General features: G+C 70.9%; 18 protein-coding genes and 1 pseudogene. 3 read left to right on the forward strand and 16 right to left on the reverse strand.

Annotated features, from left to right (window positions below; translation table 11 throughout):
* The first annotated feature begins 2 nt into the window (after positions 1-2).
* Both OG446_RS05840 and atzF read left to right on the forward strand, forming a co-directional pair.
* Positions 3-3,545, forward strand: coding sequence for a 5-oxoprolinase/urea amidolyase family protein (locus tag OG446_RS05840; RefSeq protein ID WP_328898206.1), 3,543 nt, complete (start codon positions 3-5; stop codon positions 3,543-3,545).
* The gene (gene atzF, locus OG446_RS05845) at positions 3,545-5,197 is read left to right on the forward strand and encodes an allophanate hydrolase (RefSeq protein WP_328893015.1); all 1,653 of its coding nucleotides are present in this window, start codon (positions 3,545-3,547) and stop codon (positions 5,195-5,197) included. Before OG446_RS05840 ends, atzF begins: the two co-directional genes overlap by 1 nt.
* A 293-nt stretch (positions 5,198-5,490) precedes the next feature.
* On the opposite strand, the gene OG446_RS05850 is transcribed toward atzF, so the two are convergent.
* From OG446_RS05850 to OG446_RS05905, 12 genes are all read right to left on the reverse strand, one after another.
* On the reverse strand, positions 5,491-8,325 hold the full coding sequence (locus OG446_RS05850) for a DEAD/DEAH box helicase (RefSeq protein WP_328893016.1): 2,835 nt from the start codon (positions 8,323-8,325) through the stop codon (positions 5,491-5,493).
* A gap of 44 nt (positions 8,326-8,369) precedes the next feature.
* Positions 8,370-9,275 (reverse strand): diacylglycerol kinase family protein, encoded by a 906-nt coding sequence (locus OG446_RS05855; protein ID WP_328893017.1) that lies wholly within the window; start codon positions 9,273-9,275, stop codon positions 8,370-8,372.
* A gap of 18 nt (positions 9,276-9,293) precedes the next feature.
* On the reverse strand, positions 9,294-10,250 hold the full coding sequence (tatC, locus tag OG446_RS05860) for a twin-arginine translocase subunit TatC (RefSeq protein WP_328893018.1): 957 nt from the start codon (positions 10,248-10,250) through the stop codon (positions 9,294-9,296).
* Between the two features lie 49 nt (positions 10,251-10,299).
* Positions 10,300-10,590, reverse strand: a complete 291-nt coding sequence (tatA, locus tag OG446_RS05865) for a Sec-independent protein translocase subunit TatA (RefSeq protein WP_328898207.1) — start codon at positions 10,588-10,590, stop codon at positions 10,300-10,302.
* 224 nt (positions 10,591-10,814) lie between these two features.
* Positions 10,815-11,012 carry a hypothetical protein gene (locus tag OG446_RS05870; RefSeq protein ID WP_328893019.1) on the reverse strand — a complete coding sequence of 66 codons (198 nt, stop codon included), beginning with the start codon at positions 11,010-11,012 and terminating at the stop codon, positions 10,815-10,817.
* A gap of 65 nt (positions 11,013-11,077) precedes the next feature.
* Complete coding sequence (locus OG446_RS05875; protein ID WP_328893020.1) at positions 11,078-11,356, reverse strand: hypothetical protein; 279 nt, start codon at positions 11,354-11,356, stop codon at positions 11,078-11,080.
* An 18-nt stretch (positions 11,357-11,374) separates the two neighbouring features.
* Complete coding sequence (locus OG446_RS05880; protein WP_326664073.1) at positions 11,375-12,331, reverse strand: helix-turn-helix transcriptional regulator; 957 nt, start codon at positions 12,329-12,331, stop codon at positions 11,375-11,377.
* 13 nt (positions 12,332-12,344) lie between these two features.
* A complete protein-coding gene (locus tag OG446_RS05885; RefSeq protein ID WP_328893021.1) occupies positions 12,345-13,298 on the reverse strand; it encodes a helix-turn-helix transcriptional regulator in 954 nt (317 codons plus the stop codon).
* A gap of 115 nt (positions 13,299-13,413) precedes the next feature.
* On the reverse strand, positions 13,414-13,785 hold the full coding sequence (locus OG446_RS05890) for an FKBP-type peptidyl-prolyl cis-trans isomerase (RefSeq protein ID WP_328893022.1): 372 nt from the start codon (positions 13,783-13,785) through the stop codon (positions 13,414-13,416).
* 43 nt (positions 13,786-13,828) lie between these two features.
* Positions 13,829-14,791 (reverse strand): FKBP-type peptidyl-prolyl cis-trans isomerase, encoded by a 963-nt coding sequence (locus OG446_RS05895; RefSeq protein WP_328893023.1) that lies wholly within the window; start codon positions 14,789-14,791, stop codon positions 13,829-13,831.
* A gap of 139 nt (positions 14,792-14,930) precedes the next feature.
* Positions 14,931-16,292, reverse strand: a complete 1,362-nt coding sequence (gene pafA, locus OG446_RS05900; RefSeq protein WP_148016152.1) for a Pup--protein ligase — start codon at positions 16,290-16,292, stop codon at positions 14,931-14,933.
* Between the two features lie 207 nt (positions 16,293-16,499).
* Positions 16,500-17,759: an MFS transporter gene (locus tag OG446_RS05905; protein WP_328893024.1), complete on the reverse strand. Its 1,260-nt coding sequence runs from the start codon at positions 17,757-17,759 to the stop codon at positions 16,500-16,502.
* Positions 17,760-17,891: 132 nt separating this feature from the next.
* Between OG446_RS05905 and OG446_RS05910 the strand changes: the two genes are divergently transcribed.
* Positions 17,892-18,929, forward strand: a complete 1,038-nt coding sequence (locus OG446_RS05910) for a LacI family DNA-binding transcriptional regulator (protein ID WP_328893025.1) — start codon at positions 17,892-17,894, stop codon at positions 18,927-18,929.
* Positions 18,930-18,987: 58 nt separating this feature from the next.
* Here the strand turns inward: OG446_RS05910 and prcA are convergent, their stop codons facing one another.
* The 4 genes and pseudogenes from prcA to OG446_RS05930 form a co-directional block, all read right to left on the reverse strand.
* The gene (gene prcA, locus OG446_RS05915) at positions 18,988-19,851 is read right to left on the reverse strand and encodes a proteasome subunit alpha (RefSeq protein ID WP_328893026.1); all 864 of its coding nucleotides are present in this window, start codon (positions 19,849-19,851) and stop codon (positions 18,988-18,990) included.
* A 59-nt stretch (positions 19,852-19,910) separates the two neighbouring features.
* Positions 19,911-20,756 carry a proteasome subunit beta gene (gene prcB, locus OG446_RS05920; protein WP_328893027.1) on the reverse strand — a complete coding sequence of 282 codons (846 nt, stop codon included), beginning with the start codon at positions 20,754-20,756 and terminating at the stop codon, positions 19,911-19,913.
* A pseudogene (locus OG446_RS05925) lies at positions 20,708-20,899 on the reverse strand (endonuclease domain-containing protein); the annotation flags it as partial. The pseudogene OG446_RS05925 and the gene prcB, both read right to left, overlap by 49 nt.
* Before the next feature lie 104 nt (positions 20,900-21,003).
* Positions 21,004-21,222, reverse strand: a complete 219-nt coding sequence (locus OG446_RS05930) for a ubiquitin-like protein Pup (RefSeq protein WP_326664060.1) — start codon at positions 21,220-21,222, stop codon at positions 21,004-21,006.
* Positions 21,223-21,272 lie beyond the last annotated feature (50 nt).

Below are 21,272 nucleotides of genomic sequence, written 5' to 3' on the forward strand. Positions count from 1 at the left end.
CGATGACCTTCGACACGCTGCTGATCGCCAACCGTGGCGAGATCGCCGTGCGCATCATCCGTACGGCCCGCCGCCTCGGCCTGCGCACGGTCGCCGTCTTCTCCGACCCGGACCGGTCGGCCCCGCACGTCCGGCTCGCGGACACGGCGGTGCGGCTGGGCCCCGCGCCCGCCAAGGAGTCCTATCTGGACGCCGATCTGGTACTGCGCGCGGCGAAGGACACCGGGGCCGGGGCGATCCACCCCGGCTACGGATTCCTGTCCGAGGACGCGGAGTTCGCCCGGCGCTGCGAGGAGGCGGGCATCGTCTTCGTCGGACCGACCGCCGCCCAGCTGGACCTCTTCGGCGCCAAGCACACCGCCCGCGCGGCCGCCGAGGCGGCGGGCGTCCCGCTCGCCCCCGGCACCGGACTCCTCCCGGATCTCCGGTCGGCGCTGGCAGCCGCCGAGCACATCGGCTATCCCGTGATGCTGAAGGCCACGGGCGGCGGCGGCGGGATCGGCATGTCGGCCTGCCGGTCGGCCGAGGAGCTCGCGGGCGCCTGGGAGCGGGTGCAGCGGGTGGCCGCCGCGTCGTTCTCCTCGGCGGGGGTCTTCCTGGAACGGCTGGTGGAGGACGCCCGCCATGTCGAGGTCCAGGTGTTCGGCGACGGGCGCGGCCGGGTGGTGACGTTCGGCGACCGCGACTGCTCCCTGCAGCGCCGCAACCAGAAGGTCCTGGAGGAGGCCCCGGCCCCCGGTCTCCCCGACCGCGTCCGCGCACGACTGACCGACTCCGCACGGGAGCTGTGCGCCTCGGTCGGCTACCGCTCTGCCGGAACGGTCGAGTTCGTGTACGACGCCGCACGCGCCGAGGCGTACTTCCTGGAGGTCAACACCCGGCTCCAGGTCGAGCATCCGGTCACCGAGGAGATCCACGGCGTCGACCTCGTCGAGTGGATGCTGCGCCTGGCGCAGGGCGAGACCTCCGTCGTACGGCAGCCGGACGCACCGCTCGGCCATGCCGTGGAGGCGCGGGTCTACGCCGAGGACCCGAGCCGCGACCACCGCCCGGGCGCCGGTCTGCTGACCCGGGTCGACTTCCCCCGGGGCGAGGGCCTGCGTGTGGACGGCTGGATCGAGACGGGAACGGAGGTGACGACGGCGTACGACCCGATGCTCGCCAAGATCATCGCGTACGGCACCGACCGCGCCGAGGCCCTGGCGCGGCTGGACGCGGCGCTCGCCGCCACCCGGATCGACGGCATCGAGACCAACCTCGGGCTGGTGCGGGCCGCCCTGGCAGACGAGCGGGTGCGTGACGCGACCCACTCCACGGCGACGCTCGCCACGACCGACGACCCGACGCCCCGTATCGAAGTGGTCTCCGGCGGCACCCTGACCACCGTGCAGGACTGGCCCGGCCGCACCGGCTACTGGCAGGTCGGTGTCCCGCCGTCGGGCCCCATGGACGATCTGTCGTTCCGGCTCGGCAACACCGCGCTCGGCAACGCCCCGGGCGCGCCCGGCCTGGAGTGCACCCTCCAGGGACCCGCGCTGCGCTTCAGCCACCCCACGACCGTGTGCGTCACGGGCGCGGCGGCCCCGGTGACGGTCGACGGCGTACCGGTCCCCCAGTGGGAGCCGCTGACCGTCCCGGCCGGCGCCACCCTCGCGCTCGGCGCCCCGCAGGAGCACGGACTGCGGACGTACCTCCTGTTCGCCGGCGGCGGCCTGGACGTCCCGGAGTTCCTGGGCAGCGCGGCCACGTTCACGCTCGGCCGCTTCGGCGGGCACGGCGGCCGCGCCCTGCGCACGGGCGACGTGCTGCACGGCGGGGCGTACGTGCCGGACGGCACCCCCGTGCCGGAGGGCGAGCGCCCCGCTCCCACGGCCACCTGGCGGATCGGGGCGGCCGAAGGCCCGCACGCGGCACCGGAGTTCTTCACCGAGGAGGACATCCACGACTTCTACGCGGCCGACTGGAAGGTCCACTTCAACTCCGCCCGGACCGGCGTCCGCCTCATCGGTCCGAAACCGCGCTGGGCCCGGGCGGACGGCGGCGAGGCGGGTCTGCACCCGTCCAACATCCATGACACGCCGTACTCCGTGGGCGCGGTCGACTACACCGGCGACATGCCCGTGCTGCTGGGCCCGGACGGCCCCTCGCTCGGCGGTTTCGTCTGTCCGGCGACGGTGGTGACGTCCGAACGCTGGAAGCTGGGCCAGCTGCGTCCGGGCGACACGGTCCGCTTCCTGCCCGTGACCGTCACCGGTGAGCCCCGACCCGAGATCACCGACGGCGGCATCCTGTACCGCGACGACGTCCTCACCTACCGCCGCAGCGGAGACGACAACGTCCTGGTCGAGTACGGCCCGATGCAGCTGGACCTGGCCCTGCGCATGCGCGTCCACGCCCTCATGGAGGCCCTGACGGCGGCGGACGTCCCCGGCATCACCGGCCTGACCCCGGGCATCCGCTCCCTCCAGATCCAGACGGACCCCGCCGTCCTCGCCCAGCCCGAACTCCTCGACCTCCTCCACCGCACCGAGGCGGCGCTCCCGCCCACCGACGCCCTGACCGTCCCCTCCCGCACCGTGCATCTCCCCCTCTCCTGGGACGATCCGGCGACCCGCGAGGCGATCGCCCGCTACATGGCGGGGGTCCGCGACGACGCGCCGTGGTGCCCGTGGAACATCGAGTTCATCCGCCGGGTCAACGGCCTGGACTCGGTCGACGACGTCTACCGCACGGTGTTCGACGCCGAGTACCTGGTAATGGGCCTCGGCGACGTGTACCTCGGCGCCCCGGTGGCCACCCCGCTGGACCCGCGCCACCGCCTCGTCACCACCAAGTACAACCCGGCCCGCACCTGGACCGCGGAGAACTCCGTCGGTATCGGCGGCGCCTACCTCTGCGTCTACGGCATGGAGGGTCCGGGCGGCTACCAGTTCGTCGGCCGGACCACCCAGGTCTGGTCCGGCTGGCAGCAGCGCGGCGCCTTCGAGCCGGGTTCCCCGTGGCTGCTCCGCTTCTTCGACCGCATCAAGTGGTATCCGGTGGAGGCCGACGAACTCCTCGACCTGCGCGCCGACATCATCTCCGGCCGGTTCGTCCCGCGGATCGAGGAGGGCGAGTTCTCGCTCGCCCGGTACGAGGAGTTCCTGGCCGGGAACGCGGAGTCGATCGCCGCGTTCCGCAGCCGCCAGGGCACGGCCTTCGCCGCCGAGCGGGACGCCTGGGAAGCCGCGGGCGAGTTCGCCCGGGCCGAGGCCGCCGACGCTCCGGCCCCGCCGGCCGAGGAGGTGACGGTGCCGCAGGGCGGCCGGCTGGTGGAGGCCGAGTTCGCGGCCTCGGTATGGCAGCTCAACGTGGCCGAGGGCGACACGGTGACGGCCGGTCAGCCGCTGCTGGCGCTGGAGGCGATGAAGATGGAGTCCCGGGTGCATGCCCCGGCGGACGGCGTGGTGGACAGGATCCTCACCCGCCCCGGTGCTCAGGTGGAGGCCGGCACAGCCCTGGTCACCCTGGCCCCACTCGCCCGTACGAACCGAGGAGCACCCTGATGCCGACCCCCGTCCTCGCCCGGATCCGCGCCGCGTACGCCCGGATCGAGGCGGTGGACCGCCCGGAGATCTGGATCGGCCTGCGCCCGCAGGACGACCTGGAGGAGGAGGCCCACACCCTCGAAACCCGCCTCGCCACCGGTGAATTCCTCCCGTTGGCGGGCCGTCTGCTCGCCGTCAAGGGCAACATCGACGTGGCCGGCCTGCCCACCACGGCGGGCTGTCCCTCCTACGCGTACGAACCGGCTGCGGACGCCCCCGCCGTGGCCCGCCTCCGGGCCGCCGGAGCGCTGGTGATCGGCACGACGAACCTGGACCAGTTCGCCACGGGCCTGGTCGGCACCCGCTCTCCCTACGGCGCGGTCCGCAATGCCCACGCCCCGGACCGCGTCAGCGGTGGTTCCAGCTCCGGTTCGGCGGTGGCCGTGGCCCTCGGTATCGCGGACCTCGCCCTCGGCACGGACACGGCGGGCTCCGGCCGGATCCCGGCCGCGTTCAACGGCATCGTGGGCCTGAAGCCGACCCGCGGCCTCGTCCCCACCGACGGCGTGGTCCCGGCCTGCGCGAGCCTGGACTGCGTCACCGTCTTCGCCCGTACGCTCCCCGAGGCGGAACAGGCGCTCGCCCTGATCACGACTCCCACCCTCACCCCCGCACCCGCCCGCGTCCCGGGCCCGTGGCGGATCGCGGTACCGCCGACGGACCAGCTGGGCGAACTGGACCCCGGCTGGGCAGAGGCCTACGCGGCCGCGGCGGAGCGCCTCCGCGCGACGGGTGCCGTCCTGCGCCCCCTCGACCTCTCGCCGTTCACCGAGGCGGCGGCGATGCTGTACGCGGGGGCGTTCGTGGCGGAGCGCTACACGGCGGTGGGCACGTTCGTCGACAGCGGCCCGGCGGACCTGGACCCCACGGTGGCGGGCATCATCACCGCGGCCCGGGACATCCCGGCCCATCGCCTGTTCGCGGACCGGGACCGGCTGGCGGAGCTCCGGGGCGCGGCCGAGGCCGCGCTGGGCGACGCGGACAGCCTGCTGCTCCCGACCGCGCCCGGCCACCCCACGCTCGCCGAGGTGGCGGCGGACCCGCTGGGCGCGAACGCGCGCCTCGGCCGGTTCACCAACTCCACCAACCTGTTCGACCTGTGCGCGGTGGCCGTCCCGGCGGGCGGGGTGTCGGGCCTGCCGTTCGGCGTGATGCTGATCGGCCCCGCCCACACGGACGAACGCCTGGCCCGCATCGCCGCCCTGCTGACCCCGCCCGTCCACCTCGCGGTGGCGGGCGCCCATCTGACGGGCGAGCCGCTGAACCCCCAACTCCTGTCACTGGGCGCCCGCCTGATCCGCACGACGACCACGGCCCCCGTCTACCGCCTGCACGCCCTGGCGACCACACCGCCCAAGCCGGGCCTGGTCCGCACGGACGAGGGGGGCGCCGCGATCGAGACGGAACTCTGGGAACTCCCCGCCGAGGGCCTGGGCACCCTCACCGCAGCCCTCCCCCACCCCATGGTGCTGGGCCGGGTGGACCTGTCGGACGGCACGACGGCGGCGGGCTTCCTGTGCGAGCCGTACGCGGTGGAGGGATCGAAGGACATCACGGAGTACGGCGGCTGGCGCGCATACAGGACCGCACCCCCACGCCCCAGCCCTTGAGCCGGACCCCCAGCCCCTCGGCCCTTCCAGCCCTCCGCCGGCCTACCCTGCCCCTCCGGCGGACTATCCAGCCCTTCCGCCGACCTACCCTGCGCCTCCGGCGGACTGTCCCAGCCCCTCCGGCGGACTGCCCCAGCCCCTCCGGCGTTTGAGGAGCGGGGGTCCGGGGGCGGAGCCCCCGGTTACGGGAAGGGGCGGGTAGGGGAACAGGCCCGCCGCAGGCGCACCCCACCCGCACCCCACACCGCACCCGCACTCAACCCCCCACCAACGCCCCGCTCACCGCAGGAACCTCACCCCACAGAGCTGTAAGCCACCACGCCCCGCAACACCTCATCAACCGCCTTCCGCGCATTCCGCCCCACAGAACTCCCCTCACGAGGAGCCGCAGCAGCCACCTGCCCCAGCACGTCGATCACCTGCTTGCACCACCGCACGAAGTCCCCCGCCGGCATCTCCGCCTCGCGCAGCACCTCGTCCAGCGTCCGGCCGGACGCCCACATGTACACCGCCCAGGCGAATCCGAGATCGGGCTCGCGCTGTCCGACCCCCTCCGCCTGGTTGATCTTGAAGTCCTCTTCCAGGGCATCGAGCCGCCCCCAGATCCGGACCATTTCACCCATCGCGGTCTTCGCCGGCCCGGACGGCAGCTTCGGTGCCACCGCATCGTCCGACTGCCGCGCCTCGTACACCAACGCCGAGACACACGCGGCGAGTTCGGCCGGGTTGAGGCCCTCCCACACGCCGGCCCGCAGGCACTCGCTCGCCAGCAGGTCCAGTTCGCCGTACAGCCGGGCCAGCCGACGCCCGTGCTCCGTGACCTCGCTGCCCCGGAGGTAGTCGAGCTCGGTGAGCAGGGCCACGATCCGGTCGAAGGTGCGGGCGATCGTGTTCGTCCGCCCCTCGATCCGCCGCTCCAGCTGCTGCGTGTCCCGCTGCAGCCGGTGATACCGCTCGGCCCAGCGCGCATGGTCCTCGCGCTCGTCGCACCCGTGGCACGGGTGGGCGCGCAGCTCGGCCCGGTAGCGCGCGATCTCGCGGTCGTCGGCGGCCGCGGCACGCTCCCTGCGGTGCCGGTCCGGCACGATGTGCCCGGCCTTGGTCCGCAGCGCGGACGCCAGGTCCCGACGCGACTGCGGCGAGCGCGCGTTGAACGACTTCGGGACGCGCATCCGCTCCAGCGCCTCCACCGGAACCGGGAAGTCGATCGAGGCCAGCCGCTTCACCTGACGCTCGGCCGTCAGCACCAGGGGCCGCGGCCCGTCGTGGTACTCCATGCCCCGATGCCCGTGCCCGTTGGTCCGCCCGGCGGGCAGCCCGGGATCCAGGACGAGCGCCAGCCCGGCGAACTTGCCGGTGGGCACATGGATGACATCGCCGGGCTTGAGCTTCTCCAGGGACGCCGCCGCCGCCGCTCGCCGTTGCGAGGCGCCCTGCTTGGCGAGCTCCGTCTCCCGGTCCTTGAGGTCGCGGCGCAGCCGCGCGTACTCCTCGAAGTCACCGAGGTGGCAGGTCATTCCCTCCTTGTAGCCCTCCAGACCCTCCTCGTTCTTCTGGACCTGGCGGGAGATCCCGACGACCGAGCGGTCCGCCTGGAACTGGGCGAAGGAGGTCTCCAGCAGCTCACGTGAACGGTGCCGCCCGAACTGCTGCACCAGATTGACGGCCATGTTGTACGAGGGCCGGAAGCTGGAGCGCAGCGGATACGTACGGGTGCCCGCGAGTCCGGCCAGTGCGCCCGGGTCCATGCCGCGCTGCCAGAGCACGACCGCGTGGCCCTCGACATCGATGCCGCGCCGGCCGGCCCGGCCGGTCAGCTGGGTGTACTCGCCCGGGGTGATGTCGGCATGCTGCTCGCCGTTCCACTTGACGAGCTTCTCCAGGACCACCGAGCGTGCGGGCATGTTGATGCCGAGCGCGAGGGTCTCCGTCGCGAAGACCGCCTTGACGAGCCCGCGTACGAAGAGCTCCTCGACGACCTCCTTGAAGGTCGGCAGCATCCCGGCATGGTGCGCGGCGATGCCCCGCTCCAGACCTTCGAGCCACTCGTAGTACCCGAGGACGTGCAGGTCCTCGGTGGGGATGGACGCCGTGCGCTGCTCGACGATCTCCCGGACCAGCCGGCGCTTGTCCTCGTCGTTGAGCCGCAGTCCGGCGTGCAGGCACTGCTGCACGGCGGCCTCGCAGCCGGCCCGGCTGAAGATGAACGTGATGGCGGGCAGCAGCCCCTCGGCGTCGAGCCGGTCGATGACCTCGGCCCGCGACGGTGTCCAGATCCGGCTGCGCTGGCGCCGCTCGCGCTCCCGGTCCGCCTCGCGCACCATCTTCCCGCGGCGGCGCTCGCGCGGGTTGTATCCGCGCTGGTTCTCCATGCGGGCGAGCCGGACCAGGTCGGGGTTGACCTCACGGCGTCCGGACCCGCGGCCGCCGTGGTCGCTCTCCTCCTCGAAGAGGTCGTACATCCGGCGGCCGGCCAGCACGTGCTGCCAGAGCGGCACCGGCCGGTGCTCGGAGACGATCACCTGCGTGTCACCGCGGACGGTGTCCAGCCAGTCGCCGAACTCCTCGGCGTTGGACACGGTCGCCGACAGCGAAACCAGCGTGACGGATTCGGGGAGGTGAATGATCACTTCCTCCCAGACGGCGCCCCGGAAGCGGTCGGAGAGGTAGTGCACCTCGTCCATGACCACGTAACCGAGGCCGGTCAGCGCCTGGGAGCCCGCGTACAGCATGTTGCGCAGCACCTCGGTGGTCATGACGACCACCGGTGCGTCGGCGTTGACGCTGTTGTCCCCGGTCAGCAGGCCGACCTTGTCCGCGCCGTAACGCTTGACCAGGTCGGCGAACTTCTGGTTCGAGAGGGCCTTGATCGGCGTGGTGTAGAAGCACTTGCGGCCCTGGGCCAGGGCGAGGTGCACGGCGAACTCGCCGACGATCGTCTTGCCCGAACCCGTCGGGGCCGCGACGAGCACGCCCTTGCCGGCCTCCAGCGCCTTGCAGGCCTCGATCTGATAGGGGTCCAGATCGAACTCGTACATCTCGCGGAACGGTCCGAGCGCGGTCGCCTGCTCGGCGGCTCGGATCCGGGAAGCCTGGTATCGCTCAGCTGGTGAGAGGTCCTCTGTCATCTTGTCCACGAGCCTACCCGCCGCCTCTGACAGTCACTCGATCTTTAATCGCCCGTGGTGGAACGAGCCCCCAGCACCCGGGCGGCACCCGGTACACAGGTGGCGGTCAGCGGAAGCGCGCCGAGGGGTTCACCGTCCGCGTACGCGGTGACACCGACCGCTTCCAGCGCAATGGAGGAGACCCGGTGCACGGTGACGGCGGGGTGGCCGAGGTGCGTTCCCCTGTAGACCTTGGGGAACACCTTGAGGAGCGTGGCGCGGCTGCAGTCGCCGACGACGGTCACGTCGAAGAGGCCGTCGTCCATGACGGCGTCCGCGCAGATCCGCATGCCGCCGCCGTAGGTCGAGCCGTTACCGACCGCGATGAGCGTCGCCTCGATCTCGCGGAACGGTCCGCCGTCCAGACTCATGCGGTACGTGATGGGCTCGAAGGCCGCGAGTTCGGCGAGGATCGCCAGGTCGTACTTGAACCGGCCGCCCCAGCGCATCCGGTTGCCGCGGTCGTTGACGCGGGAGTCGAAGCCGGAGGCGAGCACGGATCCGAACCAGCGCTCACCGACCCGGCCGAGGTCGATCTCGCGGACAGCGCCGCCCTTGAGCGCCTCGGCGGCCAGCCGTCCCGCCGCGGCCGGATCCCGTATCGGCATACCGAGGGCGCGGGCGAAGTCGTTGCCCGTGCCGACGGCGACGACACCGAGCGGGGTCAGGGTTCCGGCGACCGCCTGGAGGGCGAGGGACATCATCCCGTCGCCGCCGACGGCTATGAGCGCGCCCGTTCCCCCGGCGACCGCCTCGCGGGCCCGCCGCAACGCGTCATCGGCGTCCTCGCCGAGCACCGTACGGACGGAGAATCCGGCGTCCCGCAACGCGGAAGCGGCCGGCTGCGCGGCGTGCGCGCCCCGGCCGCGTCCTGCGGTGGGATTGACGAAAAGGGTGATCTCGCTGGTCACCCGGGGGACCTTACAAGGTCAGGTGATGTCGTCGTAACCGTCTCGCCCGGACGATCGTCCGCCGTCATGTTCCCCGTCCGCCTGCGCGGGCAGCGAAGCCGACACGTTCTCCATCTCGCCGATGTCCTGGGGCGTGAGGTCCAGGTCCGAGGCCTCGTCGTCGTCGAGGTCGGCGTCGGGGTTCTCGCGACGCCTCCGCCGGTCGTTGACGAGGCAGATGCCGAGCGCGAGGAAGTAGAGCAGCACGATCGGCGCGGCCAGTACCACCATGGTCAGCGGGTCACCGGTGGGGGTGGCGACGGCGGCGAAGACCGTGATGCCCATGATCATCGCGCGCCACCAGGACCCGAGCCGCTTGGCCGTGAGGACACCGGTGAAGTTCAGCAGGACGAGCAGGAGCGGCAGCTCGAAGGCGAGGCCGAACACGATCACCATGCGCGTGACGATGTCGAGGTAGTCGTCGACGGGCAGCAGGTTCGTCGTGTTGTCCGGTGTGAAGTCGAGCAGCACCGCCGCGGTCTGGGGCATCAGGATGTACGCGAGAGCGGCACCCACGCAGAACAGCGGCACTCCGGCGCCGACGAAGCTCAGCGCGTACTTCTTCTCGTTCCTGTGGAGACCCGGGGCCAGGAACGCCCAGAGCTGGTAGAGCCAGACGGGAGTGGAGAACAGCACGCCCGCCATGAGGGAGACCTTGAGGGCGATGGAGAACGGTGCGACCAGACCGTTCACCGTCATCTCGGCGCAGGGACGGCCGTTCGCCTGCTTCTTCTGGCCGTCGGTGCACCCGACCGACTCCAGGATCGGGCGGATCAGGAAGTCGATCAGATCCTGGTAGAAGAAGGCCGTGATCGACGTGATCACGATGACCGCCACGACCGCGATCAGCAGTCGGTTACGCAACTCGCGCAGGTGATCAGCGAGAGGCATCCGCCCCTCGCCGTCCTTCTCCTGCTTGCGGGCAGACTTGAGCAACCCACTTCCCTCGTCTCGTGCGGCAGCTGTCGGTGAGATCCGTCAGCTGTCAGCTCTGGGTGGTGGGCTTCGCTTCGTTCACCGGGCGGGAGCTCGTCACGTCACCGGGAGCGGCCTGGATCGTGCGCGCGGCGGCGGGCTGCTGGGGAGCCTGGTCGGCGACCGTGTCCGTCGTGGCCGCGGGCTCGTCGTCCTTCTTCATGGCCTTGGCCTCGCTCTTGAGGATGCGGGCCGACTTGCCGAGCGAACGCGCCATGTCGGGAAGCTTCTTGGCACCGAACAACAGCAGGATGACAGCGATGATCAGAACGATCTCGAGAGGCTTCAGATTGCCCATGATGTGCTTCCTTCTCGCTGAGGCGGCTGGAGGTGGGACCGCTGCCCTTGGACCGGACACACGTCCGACCATTTCGCTGGGAGCGATCGTAACCCGCGGGAGTAAACGCGAGGCAATGCCTATGCATACTTTCGCTGCGGCCCGCACCTCCTGCCAGGGCCGTCACCAGCAGCGTACCCCCCGGGCCTGTGAAAGAGGAGGCCGCGCCTACGGATCAAACGGCGGCCCTAGCGCAGGGTTTCACCGGTGGCCGCGAGATTCGTGGCCGCCCGCTCCAGGTCCTCGGCTGCCCGGTTGATGCGTTGAGTGGTGCTTGTCACCTGGTGACCGAGACGCTGGGCCTCGATGAAGACCTTGACGGCCAGCACGCCCAGGACGGCGATCCCGAGGAATCCCAGGGCGATGGCGAGCATGGGCCAGAACATGCGCAGTGCCTCGATGTTTCTCGTGTCCGAAGGTTCCGACGGTCCCGAATGTCCGGAGTGACGCCTCAGGCGCCGGTGTGCAGGCGGAGCGTCCGCACGCCGCCGCCGGTGAGGAGTTCCACTATCCGCTCCCCCGCCGGCCGGCGGACGGACACGCTGCACGCGGGGCAGGTGAACGAGTAGAACGTGGTCCGGCTGCTCGCGCCGATCGCCAGCCGGAACTCCGCCGCCGCCAGTTCGAACCGCGCACGGCAGTCCGGACAGGCGACCTTGAACCGCACCGAATCGGGAACGACAACGGTCGGCACATCGGAAACACCGGACACCACAGAAATATTGCCCATATCTCCTCAGGTATCCCCTCAGGCCAGGCCGTCGTACGCGGCGAGCGCCGCACGGGCCGCAGTCCGTGCGCTGCGCGCCAGTTCCGGCGGCGAGACGATGCGGCCCTCCCCGCCGAGCCGGAGCGCCAGCCTTCGGAGCGATGCCGGGTCCGGTGTGCGCAGGGTGATCCGCAGGCCGCCGTCGGGCAGTTCCTCGGCGCTGTCGTGCGGGTAGTACTCGGCGACCCAGCGTCCGCCGGGACCGACCTCGACCACGACCTCGGGGTCCTCCGCGGCGGGCTGGACCAGGCCCTCCGACAGGTCCCGGAGCTCCAGCTCCGGCGGCGCGGCCGGTTCGTCGAGCAGCCGGATCTCGGCGACCCTGTCGAGGCGGAAGGTACGCCTGTCCTCGGAGGACCGGCACCAGGCCTCCATATAGGTGTGCCCGACGGCGAACAGCCGGATCGGGTCCACCTCGCGCTCGGTGAGCTCGTCGCGCGCGGGCGAGTAGTAGCGCAGCCAGAGGCGGCGGCGCTCGGAGATCGCCCGGTCCACATCGGCGAAGACGCCGCCCTCGGACTCGAAGGTGACCGAGAGCCGGGAGCTGGCTGCCCCCACCTCACCGGCGGCTGCCTCCAGCTTGGCGGTGGCCCGCAGCAGGGCCTGACGGTCGCTCTCGCGCAGGCCGGGCAGCGTCGCGACAGCGCGGGCGGCGACGAGCAGGGCCGTCGCCTCGTCGGCCGCGAGCCGCAGCGGCTCCGCGACGTCGTCCGGGTTGTGCCACCAGATGCGGTCGCCGTCGGTGTCGATGTCGAGCAGATCCCCGCCGCGGAAGCTCGTCCCGCACATGGGCAGGACGTCGAGGTCCGAGATCAGCTCGTCCTCGGTGATCCCGAAGGCCCGCGCGACGTCCTGTACGTGGGCGCCGGGGCGCTCACGCAGATACGTCACCAGGGAGAGCATCCGGCGGGTCTGGTCGATGGCGTTCGTGGCCATGAATACGGTCCCCTCAGTCCTTGGCCACGGCGCGCAGCCGGTCCACCACGCCGGCCCGCAGATCCGCAGGTTCGGTCACGACGACGTCCGGGCCGAACTCGACGAGCCAGGCGTCCAGGCCGTGTCCGTACGGAATCTCCAACTCCTCCCACCCGTCCCCGAGTTCCCGGACCGATATCGCCCGGGCCCGGAGCGGGTAGCCGGAGTCGGCCCTCAGCCTGATCAGCGCTGTACGGGTCGCCGTCTCCCCCGCCCAGCTCTCGACGGTCTCGCGGACGGTGACCACATCAGGGACCTCGGCGGTGAAGGCACCGGCGCGCGAGCGCACCTTGCCCGTGATCCGGGAGAGCCGGAACACCCGCTCCGCACCTCGCTCCCGGTCCCAGCCGGCCAGGTACCAGTGCCCGCGCCAGCACTCCAGCGTCCACGGCTCGACCTGGCGCTGCTCGGGACGGGCGGCGTTGGCCTTGCGGTAGTCGAAGGTCACCGGCCGGCGGTCGCGGCACGCCAGCATCAGCGGCTCGAACGCGGCCTCGTGGACGGGGATACGGGGTTCGAGGGCACTGTGCACCTCGTAGGCGTCCTCCGCCTCCGGCATGCCCGCGGCCCGCAGCTTCTGCAGGGCTCCGCTGGCCGCACCGGCCAGCCGGGCCTGCTGCCAGACCTTGGCGGCCAGCCCGAGGGCAGCGGCCTCCTCGGCGTCCAGCGTGATGGGGGGCAGCCGGTTGCTGTCACGGCGGGCGAGGTAGCCCGTGTCGCCGTCCAGGTTCTCCACGGTCTCGATGACCAGACCGAGCTCGCGCAGATCGTCCTTGTCGCGCTCGAACATCCGGTTGAAGGCGTCGTCGGATCCCGCTTCGAGGTAGGCCTCGATGGAACCGCGCAGTTCGCGCTTGCTGAGCGGGCGCCGGGTCCCCAGCAGACACAGTGCCAGGTTCATCAGCCGCTCGGCCTTGGCAATCGCCATCGACGCCCTTTCTGTTTAGCTCTACGACCCTCGACCGTACCGCTCCGGGGTGTCCGGACAAAAGCGAGGGCCCGTGCCTTGCGGCACGGGCCCTCGGAGCGCGGGGGGCGCCGGATCAGACGGCGACCAGGTCGCAGACGAAGATCAGCGTCTCGCCCGGGGCGATCTTGCCGCCGGCGCCGCGGTCACCGTACGCGAGGTGCGCGGGGATGGTCAGCTGGCGACGGCCGCCGACCTTCATGCCCTGCACGCCCTGGTCCCAGCCCTTGATGACCTGGCCGGCACCGAGCTGGAACTGGAGCGGCGTACCGCGGTTCCAGGAGGCGTCGAACTCCTCGCCGGTGGAGAAGGACACGCCCACGTAGTGGACGGAGACGGTCTGGCCGGCCTTGGCCTCGGCACCTTCGCCTTCCCAGATCTCCTTGATCTCCAGGTCGGCCGGCGGCTCGCCACCCGGGAAGTCGATCTCGGGCTTCTCGATGCTCACTGACTTGCTCCTCTAAATGATGAACTGGGCAACCGGGACAGTCTTACATCTTTGCGAGGATGTCCACGGCGAAGACGAGCGTGGAGTTCGCGGGGATGGACTGCTGCGCCTTGTCACCGAGGCCCTGGTCCGGCGGGATGACCAGCAGCACGCGGCTGCCGATCTTCTTGCCGATCATGCCGTCCTTGAGGCCCTTGAGGGTGACCTGGGCGAGCGGGAAGGAGGCCGTCTTGCCCGTTTTGTACGTGTTGTCGAACTCCTTGCCGTCCTTCCACAGCTTGGCCACGTAGTTCACGACGACCGTGTCGGTCTCCTTCACGACCTCGCCCTTGGACTCCAGCACGTAGTTGGAGACCAGCTTCTTGGGCGGGGCGACCTTGCTGGGGATCGTGAGGGTCGGTGCCTTGCCGTCGGTGTTCGTGCCCACCTTCGGCAGGTCGGTGTTGTCCTGGGCGACCGGGGTGCCCTTGGCCGACGCCGGGATCTGCTTCGCCTTCAGGACGTCGACGACGAAGACGAGGGTGGCGTTCGGCTTGATGTCGCCCTGGCCGTTCGCGCCGTATCCGAGGTCCGGCGGGATGACGAGTTCGACCCTGCTGCCGACCTTCTGCCCGACCAGGCCCTTGTCCCAGCCCTGGATGACCATGCCGGCGCCGAGCGTGAGATCGAACGGCTGCTTGCGGTCGAAACTGTTGTCGAACGGCTTGTCGGAGTCCCAGGCCTGCCCCAGGTAGTTGACCTGGATCGCGTCGCCGTTCTTGAGCGTCGCGCCGTCGCCCTCACTGACGACCTTGGTCTTCAGCTCCTTGGGCGGCGTTCCCGTGCCCTTGGCCAGGGTGGGCTTCTCGCCGAACTTCGCGCCCGCGGTGATGGCGGGGAACCCGCCCTTCGTGGGGGTGGACGCGGACGCGGAGGCGGAAGCGGAGTCGGAGCCCTTGTCGTCGCTGCCGCAGGCCGCTGACACCAGCAGCAGGGGGACGACGAGAAGGCCGGCAATTCGGCGCACTGGTTCCTCAGATCTCAGACGACACATGTGTTGGGCACAGCCCAGGGGGTCCCCGACACTCTAGGGCGTGCGCAGGGCCCCGTACGAGGAACGTACGGGGCCCGAGTCGCACAAGAGCCGAGGCGTGTCCTGCGCCGGCTCACATACCCGCGATCAGCTTCTCCACTCGGTCGTCGACGGATCGGAACGGGTCCTTGCACAACACCGTGCGCTGCGCCTGGTCGTTGAGCTTGAGATGGACCCAGTCGACGGTGAAGTCCCGCCGCTGTTCCTGGGCCCGCCGGATGAAGTCGCCCCGCAGCCGCGCCCTGGTCGTCTGCGGAGGCACCGACTTGCCCTCGAAGATCTTCAGGTCGTTGCAGATACGGGCGGCCTGCCCCTTGCGTTCCAGCAGGTAGTACAGGCCCCGGCGGCGGTGGATGTCGTGGTAGGCGAGGTCTATCTGGGCGACCCGCGGATTCGACATGGTCATGTTGTGCTTGGCCCGGTACCGCTCGATGAGCTTGTACTTCATGACCCAGTCGATCTCGGTGCCGATCCGGTCGAGGTCCTCGGCCTCGATCGCGTCGAGGGTACGGCCCCACAGTTCGAGGACCTTCGCGACGTTGCCCGTACGGATCCCGCGGCGGTCCACGAAGTCCACGGCCTTCTCGTAGTACTCGCGCTGCACCTCTATGGCGGATGCCTCGCGGCCGCTGGCGAGTCGTACCTTGCGCTGTCCCGTGATGTCGTGGCTGACCTCACGGATCGCCCGGATCGGGTTCTCCAGCGTCAGATCCCGCATCACCGTGCCCGCCTCGATCATGCGGAGCACCAGGTCGGTCGCGCCGACCTTGAGGAGCATCGTCGTCTCGGACATGTTGGAGTCACCGACGATGACGTGGAGGCGCCGGTAGCGCTCCGCGTCCGCGTGCGGTTCGTCGCGGGTGTTGATGATCGGCCGGGAACGCGTCGTCGCGGAGCTGACGCCCTCCCAGATGTGCTCGGCACGCTGGCTGACGCAGTAGACGGCGCCCCGCGGGGTCTGCAGCACCTTGCCGGCGCCGCAGATCAGCTGCCTCGTGACGAGGAAGGGAATGAGGATGTCCGCGAGCCGGGAGAATTCTCCGTGCCGGGCCACGAGGTAGTTCTCATGACATCCGTAGGAGTTTCCCGCCGAGTCGGTGTTGTTCTTGAAGAGATAGACGTCGCCTGCGATTCCCTCCTCGTGCAGGCGGCGTTCGGCGTCGACAAGCAGGCCTTCGAGAATGCGCTCGCCGGCCTTGTCGTGGGTGACCAGTTCGGTCAGGTTGTCGCATTCGGGGGTTGCATATTCCGGATGCGATCCCACGTCGAGGTAGAGGCGGGCGCCGTTCCGCAGAAAGACATTGCTGCTGCGGCCCCATGACACAACACGGCGGAAGAGGTAGCGCGCCACTTCATCAGGAGACAGTCGGCGCTGTCCCCTGAACGTGCACGTGACGCCGTACTCGTTCTCCAGCCCGAAAATGCGGCGGTCCATGACTGAACATTACGCCTGATGGACCGAGCTGAAACCGGGTTCGACGGCACCGTTTCGATCATTTTCCGATCCTCGCACCACAACAGCACTACGCCCGGGAGCTGCGAGGACCTTTCCGGTGGCCCGCGAGGCAGGTGGCGCCACCACTCCAGCGGCCCTCGCGGGTGCGTCGTCGCGACGCCAGGTCGCGGCGGGGCCGGACCCCCGTCACGCCTGGGGGCCCTGGCTCAAGCCGGTTTCGACGGCGCCCGTCCGGTCGCCTCCCGGACCGCGGACCGCGACGGCGCTGTGCCCGGGGACCGCGAGGACCCTTCCGGTGGACAGCAGCACGATCAGCGCGGCCACGCCGCCGGCCCCCGCCACGGCGAAGCTCCACGCCGTCCCGCCGAGCTCCACGGCCGGGCCCGCCACCGCCGTTCCCACCGCGGCGCCCACACCGAACGTCGTCACCAGCCAGGAGAACGCCTCCGTCACCGTGCCCCGCGGGGCGTGCCGGTCGACGACGATGAACGAGCAGGCGATGGCCGGGGCCAGGAACACCCCGGCGACGGCTGCCAGCACGGTCATGGCCACCACACCCGGCGTCAGCATCAGCGGCAGATACCCGAGGGCCAGCAGCGCCACGATCACCCGGAGCCTGCGCTCGGGCGGCCCGGACCACTGCCGGGCCCCGTACACCGCTCCGCCGATCAGCGCGCCCAGGCCCAGGGCCGCCATCAGCCAGCCGTAGACGGACTCCCGGCCGTGGTCGTCGGCGTACGCCACACCGGCCACGGTGATGGAGCCCAGCGCCATCCCGACGAAGAAGAACGAGCCGAGCAGCGCCAGCAGCCCGCGCGAGCGCAGCGCACCCAGCCAGTGCGCCTCGCGCGGGGCGGAGCGCCAGGTCCTGGACGGCTCGGACAGGACGACGGAGAGCGCCCCCAGGACCCCGATCGCGTTGATGACGAGCAACGCGGCGGCCGGCGACCAGAGGGACACCAGCAGGGTCACCAGCAGCGGTCCGATCGTGAACATGACCTCCTGGGCCACCGCATCCATGGCATAGGCCCGGTGCACCCGGTCCTCACTCCCGAGCACGCTCGGCCACAGGGCCCGCAGGCCGCCCTCCAGGGGCGGTGTGAACACTCCGGCCACGACCACCGCCGCGTAGGCCAACGGCAGGGAACCGAAACCCGCCACGGCGAGCAGGGCCATGCCGAGGGCCGAGAGGACGGAGGCGGGGAGCTGGACCCGGGGCTGGCCGTAGAGGTCGACCGCGCGGCCCAGCAGCGGCTGTCCGACCGCCGTGGCAAGCCCGTACACGGCGGCGAGCGCGCCGGCGAGGGTGTAGCTGCCGCCCTCCGCGCGGGTGAACAGCACGATCGCGATGTGCGCGGTGCCGTTCGGCAGTCGCCCCACCAGGGTGCCCGTCAGCAGCCGGGCGGCATGCCGCGCCCGGAGGATGTCCAGATATCCCGCGGCCATGTCCCGCCCCTCTCGTTGGAGCGCCGTTGCGGCCACCCGAGGTTTTACGTATAACTTCCAAGCTCATACGTACCATGAGCGCAGTCCGCAGGTCCACATCGTCGCGCCTGCCCGATCGGCCCGGAGGCCCGCGTGACCAGACCCGCACCACCCGGCCCGCCCCGGCCCACCAGCCGCGACGTGGCACGGGCCGCAGGCGTCTCCCAGGCCACCGTCTCCCTGGTCCTCGGTGACAAATGGCGCGGCCGGGTCTCCGAGAGCACCGCCGGCCGGGTGCGCGACGCCGCCCGCGACCTCGGCTACCGGCCCAACCTGGCCGCCCGCAACCTGCGCCTCGGCCACACCAGGACCGCACTGCTGGTCGTCCCCGCCCTGACCAACGAGTTCTTCGCCCGGGTCTACACCGGCGCCGCCGCGGTCGCCGCGGAGCACGGCTTCGGCGTCGTCCTGTACCCGTCACCCGACGGCACGGGACCGGCCCGGGACCCCTTCGCCTCGGCACGCGCGGCCCTGGACGGGGTGATCGCCTCCTCGATGGCCGCCGACGCCCTGGGCGCCCTGCGCGGCGCCGGACTCCCCCTGGTCATGCTCGACAGCGACCCCGCGGCGCCGGGCCCCGCGGCCAGGGTCAACCTCGACATCGCCGACGGGATGCGTCAGGTGGCCGGTCACCTGCTCTCCCTCGGCCACCGCCGCTTCCTCCACCTCGCCTCGGCCGTCGACTCCTGGACCTTCGCGGTCCGCGCCCGCGCCCTCCACGAGGCCCTGAGCGGCGTCCCCGGCAGCGACGTGCGGACCGTGCCCGCCGCGCTGGACGTACGGGCCGGCCGCGACGCGGCGGAACGCGCGCTGGTCCTCCCCGGGCCCCGCCCCACCGCCGTCGTCTGCGACGACGACATCCTGGCCGCGGGTGCCTGCAAGGCCGCCCGCCGGCTCGGGCTGCGTGTTCCGGACGACCTCTCGGTCACCGGCTTCGACGACCTGGCCCTGGCCACGGCGGTCGAGCCGGAACTCACCACGGTGCGGCTGCCCGCCGAGCAGGTCGGTGAGCGCGGCATGAGCGCCCTCCTGGCCGTGCTCGAAGGCCGGCAGGCCGAGCCCGGCAGCCTGCCCGTACACCTCGTCGTACGGGGCTCCAGCGCGCCGCCGCCCGCCGGCCCCACCGCATGACTGTGCCCCGGCCCGCCGGAGAGGCGAACCGGGGCACAGGAGGATCACACGGAACCGGCTACTCGACGTCGCCGCCGGAGTCGGTGGAGTCACCGGCGCCGGAGGAGTCCGGGGCTGCCTTCTTCCCGCCCGGCTTGCCCGCGTCCGTCGTGGCGGCGGAGGTGTCCGCGCCGTCGGCTTCCTCGGTGTCCGAAGGGGCGTCCGTCGGCGTCGCACCGGCGCCGTCGGCCTCCAGCAGCCGCGCGAGCTGCCGGCCGACGATCCGCTTGAACTTGCGCTGCTGCGGCCTCGTACGGTCCAGGACCGCGACCTCCAGCCGTTCCGCGGGGATCTCCCGCTCGCTGCCGTTGGGATCGCGGGACAGCGCCTGCACCGCCAGCTTCAGCGCCTCGGCGAGCGACATCCCGTCACGGTGGCGCTGGTCGAGGAAGGTGCTGATCTGTTCCGCATTGCCGCCGACCGCGACCGAGCCGTGCTCGTCGACGATCGATCCGTCGTGCGGCAGCCGGTAGATCTGGTCGCCCTCGGGCCCGTCGCCGACCTCGGCGACCACCAGTTCCACCTCGTACGGTTTCTCGGCAGCACTGGAGAAAATGGTGCCGAGCGTCTGCGCGTAGACGTTCGCCAGTCCACGCGCCGTCACATCGTCGCGGTCATAGGTGTATCCGCGCAGATCGGCGTAGCGCACTCCGCCGATGCGGAGATTCTCGTACTCGTTGTACTTGCCGGCGGCGGCGAAACCGATCCGGTCATAGATCTCGCTGAACTTGTGCAGCGCACGGGACGGGTTCTCGCCGACGAACACAATGCCGTCGGCGTACTGCAGCACAACCAGGCTGCGACCACGGGCGATGCCCTTCCGGGCGTATTCCGCCCGGTCGGCCATGGCCTGCTGAGGTGAGACATAGAACGGCGTCGACACCGGCTATCCGTCCCTTTCTGTCAGTGGCAGGAGCATCGAAGAAGCCTCGGAACGGGCGGTCAGAGCAGCGCGGCGCGCGGGCCGTCGGGCTGTTCCAGCCGGCGTTCCAGAATCGAGCGGGCGATCTCGGAGGATTCCGTCTCGGTCAGCTTCCGGAAGCCCTCGTCGGTGATGACGGTGAGGATCGGATAGATACGACGGCCCACGTCCGGACCACCGGTCGCCGAGTCGTCGTCCGCCGCGTCGTACAACGCCTGTACGACCAGCGTGAGCGTCTGCTCCTCCGTCAGGTCCTCGCGGTAGAGCTTCTTCATCGAGTTGCGGGCGAAGATCGAACCGGATCCGGTGGACGCGTACCCGTGCTCCTCGGAACGGCCGCCGGTGACGTCGTAGCTGAAGATCCGGCCCCGCTCGCGGTCGACGTCGTAGCCGGCGAAGAGCGGCACCACGGCGAGGCCCTGCATGGCCATCGCGAGGTTGCTCCGGATCATCGTGGAGAGCCGGTTCGCCTTGCCCTCCAGGGAGAGCTGGGCCCCCTCGACCTTCTCGAAGTGCTCCAGCTCCAGCTGGAAGAGCTTGACCATCTCCACGGCCAGACCGGCCGTGCCGGCGATACCCACCGCCGAGTACTCGTCGGCCGGGAAGACCTTCTCGATGTCGCGCTGCGCGATCATGTTGCCCATGGTCGCCCGCCGGTCACCGGCCAGGACGACACCGCCGGGGAAGGAGGCCGCGACGATCGTGGTGCCGTGCGGCGCCTCGATGGCCCCCTTCATGGGCGGCAGCTGCCGGTTGCCCGGGAGCATCCCGGGCGACTGGTCGGACAGGAAGTCCATGAACGAAGAGGACCCGGGCGTCAGGAAGGCAGCTGGTAGACGCCCGGTGCTACGAGTGTTGGCTTCCACGCGTTTCCCTCCAGGTAAGCGATGGCCCTGCGCAAGGTGTCAGGATCATCTCCCAACTTGCCTACGGCCGAATTGCAGTTGAAGCACCGTATGCCACGGACCCTACCCGTCCGACGGCGGTGATCCACATGTGTGGCGGAGGCATTCGGACCGATCGCGGTCCGAGCCCGCGGATGAGGCCGGCGGCCGTGCGGCACAGGCCGAAGCCCGTGCCGCACGCCGGTCACCGGTGAGGGCGCCGGGCCGGTTACTCCCCGCCCTTTTGGACGAACGAGCGAACGAAGTCCTCGGCATTGGCCTCGAGCACGTCGTCGATCTCGTCGAGGACGTCGTCCACGTCGTCGCTGAGCTTCTCCTGTCGCTCCTTGAGGTCCTCGGAGCCCTGCGCCTCCTGGGCCTGCTCCTCGACCTCCTCGGTGGAGCGCGTCGCCTTCTGCTGTCCGCCGCCGGTGTCCTTGGTCGCCATATAGCTCACCCCGCTCGGTTCGAAGCACTTGATCAGACCCTACCTACGGG

Source organism: Streptomyces sp. NBC_00236 (assembly GCF_036195045.1).
Taxonomy (GTDB): Bacteria; Actinomycetota; Actinomycetes; order Streptomycetales; family Streptomycetaceae; genus Streptomyces.